Source organism: Protofrankia sp. CiP1_Cm_nod1 (genome assembly GCF_920888515.1).
Taxonomy (GTDB): Bacteria; Actinomycetota; Actinomycetes; order Frankiales; family Frankiaceae; genus Protofrankia.
On sequence record NZ_CAKKTM010000235.1, the window covers coordinates 1 to 3,665 of the forward strand.

Consider the following 3,665-nt stretch of genomic DNA (forward strand, 5'->3'; position numbering starts at 1 on the left):
GCCCAGCACCGCCGGGGCGAGCCCGGGCAGGCACGCCCGGCCGCCGCCACGCCGCAGCGACGGGTACGTGCCAGGCAGGCGGCCGCCGCCGGCACGGCGGCCGCGTTCGAGCCGTCCAAGGCACCACGGCGAGCCCACGAGCTGTGCATGACCGCGATGGGGCACGCCGCCGAGCTGCGGGCGGTCACACGGTCCGGTTCGTCGGCCTCGGCCGCGGTCGTCATCGGCCTGGGCTGCCTGCTGGTGGCCGCCGGGGTGACCGTGCTGCGGGCGCTGGCCGGGGTCGAGGCGCTGCCGGCCCTCACCGGCGCCGCCGTGGTCACCGCCTTCTGCGTGGCGGTGGCGACCGACGCGGCCCGGGTGGAGGTTGCCCGCGCGGCGCTGCTCGGGGCCGGCACGGCCGGTGCCGCGGTGCTGGCGACCGCGCGGATGGTGTCGCTGGACCCGACCGACGTGATCGCCTCGCTGGTGGCGCTCGTGCTGGCGCTGCGGTTCGGGCTCGGGGTCGGCGCTCCGCGGCATCCGCAGCGGAAGTGACCCGGCCGCCGGCCGGCGGGATACAGGAGCGGATATGACAGAAGAAGGGCAGGACCTCCGTGACGAGCACCATCGCCGACGTCAAGTCCCAGCTTGGTGAGGCGTTCCGGCGTACCGACGAGGTCACCGGCCAGCTGGACGGCGCGCTGACCATGATCGAAGAAGCGCAGGCGATCGTCCTGGCGGCGACCGACGGCAGCGCGCACCGCGCCGTGGAGCAGCTGACCAGCGCGCTGCTGGAGACCCGGGAGCGTATCCAGGACTCGCTGGCGGCGCTCGGGTCGGCGGTGCAGGAGGTCCGCGACTACAGCGACAGCCTGTAGGGCGTCCGTCCCGGCCGGCCGGTTTCCCCCGGGCTGGGCCGCGGACGGTTCTCCCGGGGCAGCCGGCGTGCGGGGCAGCCATCGCCCGGCCGCCCCGCACGCCGGCCGGAACATGCCGTGAGCGGCTGCCGCGCCGCGCGGAAGCCCGGCACGTCCAGCGCCGCCGCGCCGAACACAGCCTGAACACAGTCCGAATACAGCCCGAACATGCCGTGAACGGCTGTTGCCGATCGCCGTCCGTGTCGGCCGGCGTCCACCACAGGGCCGCCACGGGGTGGCGGGCCGTCGTGGCCCGGCCGGGATCAACCGGACGTATCCGGATCGGCTGTGCACGAATACCGACAAGAGTTATATTCTCCGTAAGCGGGTGTCCGCTGTCGGTCGCCGGCGTGTCGTAGGTGAGGGCCCGGGTAACAAGTCCGCATGTTCCCTGCAACCCGATGCATCTTTAGCGGGCCTCACTAAAGTCCGAATCATCCAGAGACGCCGAGGGCGAAGCGATCATGTTGCCATCGCGCAGCCGGAGGTCCGCGGGGATGTTGGCGCGTAGGCGTTCACCGGCCTGACGGCCGTCCAGTGCCACTGCCATGTGCGGCCAGAGGGTCGTGAGAGCGGCGCGGGAAGGATCTTTCCGTACCGCCGAGGTCCCCACCGTGGATCACTAAGGAGGCCCCACCACCGTGCCGGCTACCCCCATCCTTAACCTGCCGCTGGTGCTGCTGTCCAACCGCGGCCCGGTGAGCTTCGACCGTGACGTGTCCGGGCGTACCGTCAACCGCGGGGCGGGCGGGCTGGTGTCAGCCCTCTCCGGCCTTGCCGAGCACCTGGACGACGCCGTCTGGGTGTGCGGGGCGTCCAGCGAGGAGGACGCCCTCGTCGCCAGCGAAGCGCACGGCAGCTCGATTCTCGTGCAGACCTCTCCATACCCGCACGTCGTCGAGGACGAACCCGACGGCCCCGCGATCCGGGTCCGGCTGGTCACCACCGACCCGGCCGCCTACGCGGACTTCTACAGCGTCTGGTCGAACCCGATCCTGTGGTTCGTCCAGCACGGGCTCTACGGCCGGGCGCTGTCACCCGTCCTCACCCAGGCCGAGCACGACGCGTTCGACAACGGCTACGCGGCGGTCAACCGTGTGTATGCGGATGCGGTCGTCGACGAGGTCCGCGCCCGCGGCGGAAAGGCCCTGGTCCTGTTGCAGGACTACCACTTCTACCTGGTGGCCGAGCGGGTCCGCGAGCAGTGCCCGGACGTCGTGCTCACCCATTTCATCCACATCCCGTGGCCGGGGCCGGACGAGTGGCGGATACTGCCGGCCGGTATCCGGGAACGGCTGCTGCGCGGCCTGCTCGGCAGTGACGTCGTCGGCTTCCACACCCGGCGCTACGCCCGCCACTTCGTCCTGTGCGCCCAGGACCTGCTCGGCCTCGACGTCGACCTGGACAACCTGCTGGTCTTCGTCGGCGACCGGGTCGTGCGGGCCCGCTACTACCCGATCTCGGTGGACACCGCCGTCCTGGAGGCGACGCTGAGCACGGAGGAGGTCGCCGGGCACGTCGCCATGCTGAGGTACGCCTTCCTCGACGGTGACCGGCGGCTGATCCTGCGGGTGGACCGCACCGACCCGAGCAAGAACGTCGTGCGGGGCTTCCTGGCCTTCGGCGCGCTGCTCGACCAGTATCCGGAGCTCGTCGGGAAGGTCAGCTTCCTCGCCCTGCTCCAGCCCAGCCGCACCGACGTGCCCGAGTACGCCGACTACATCGCGCTGATCGGCGCGGTGGTGGCGGAGATCAACGCCCGGCACACCAAGGACGGCCGGCAGCCCATCGACCTGCGGATGGCCGAGGACTTCCCGCTCGCGGTGGCCGCCTACTCGATCTGCGACGTGATCCTGGTCAACGCGCTGGCGGACGGCATGAACCTCGTGACCAAGGAGGTCGCGGTGGTCAACCGGCGCGGTGGCGTGCTGGCCCTGTCGGAGAACGCCGGCGCCCACGAGGAGCTGGGGGAGTACGCGGTCACCCTGCATCCCTTCGACGTGCAGCAGATGGCGGACGCCCTGTACGAGGCCCTGACCATGCCGCTGGAGGAGCGGCAGCGGCGGCTGGCCGCGGCGGCCGAGCAGGTGCGCACGCACGACGTGGGACGCTGGCTGAGCGACCAGCTCGACGACCTCGCCCAGCTCGCCGGCTACCTGTGAGAACCCGCGGAGGACCCGTCCGAGGACTTGCCTGAGGATGAGGACCTGGCGTTAGGGCCCCGCCTGAGGAGCCGCGCCGAGCCCGGGTCCTGACCCGGAACCGGTCCGATCATTACCGTGGGTGACCGGCGGGATTCTGCCGTGGCTTACCGGTAGTCTCGGTCGGTGACAGCAGCCGCCGTCGGGGTTGGCTGATCGTTGACGGGCTGAGGAGCTTTACGTGGCAAGTTCCAGCGGTCACCACAAGGCGAACGCGGGTTCGTGGACCGCGGTTTTTCTGATCATTGCGGCGTTCACGGTCGGCGTCTTCGCTCTCGCCCTGCACTCGGTACCGCTGTGGATCGTCACCGGCGTGGCCCTGGTCGTCGGCTTGATCACCGCCGTCGCCTCCCAGATCATGGAACAGGCGTACTGACACCCGCACGCACCCCGCATGCGCCCCGCACGCACCCCGCGATCGCGGGGGACACCCGGAAGAACAATCATGTCTGCCCGGTCCGGCCGGGCAGGCTCCGCCGCCGCGCACGGCGGCTGACAACCGCGCCGTAGGCCGATGCCCGCGGCCCGCGGCGCGGCATGAGGCGTCCTTCGTCGTCCTTCTTCG

The 3,665-nt window shown here is 71.2% G+C and carries 3 protein-coding genes and 1 pseudogene; all 4 read left to right on the forward strand.

The genetic code is table 11. The annotated features are described in order from the left end of the window. A pseudogene (locus tag NBX02_RS10765) lies at positions 1-537 on the forward strand (hypothetical protein); the annotation flags it as partial. A 59-nt stretch (positions 538-596) separates the two neighbouring features. Beyond that, a complete protein-coding gene (locus NBX02_RS10770) occupies positions 597-860 on the forward strand; it encodes a hypothetical protein (RefSeq protein WP_131790223.1) in 264 nt (87 codons plus the stop codon). A gap of 680 nt (positions 861-1,540) precedes the next feature. Next, a complete protein-coding gene (locus NBX02_RS10775) occupies positions 1,541-3,061 on the forward strand; it encodes an alpha,alpha-trehalose-phosphate synthase (UDP-forming) (protein WP_250287095.1) in 1,521 nt (506 codons plus the stop codon). A gap of 220 nt (positions 3,062-3,281) precedes the next feature. Continuing rightward, positions 3,282-3,476 (forward strand): hypothetical protein, encoded by a 195-nt coding sequence (locus NBX02_RS10780; RefSeq protein ID WP_250287093.1) that lies wholly within the window; start codon positions 3,282-3,284, stop codon positions 3,474-3,476. The last annotated feature ends 189 nt before the right edge of the window (positions 3,477-3,665 follow it).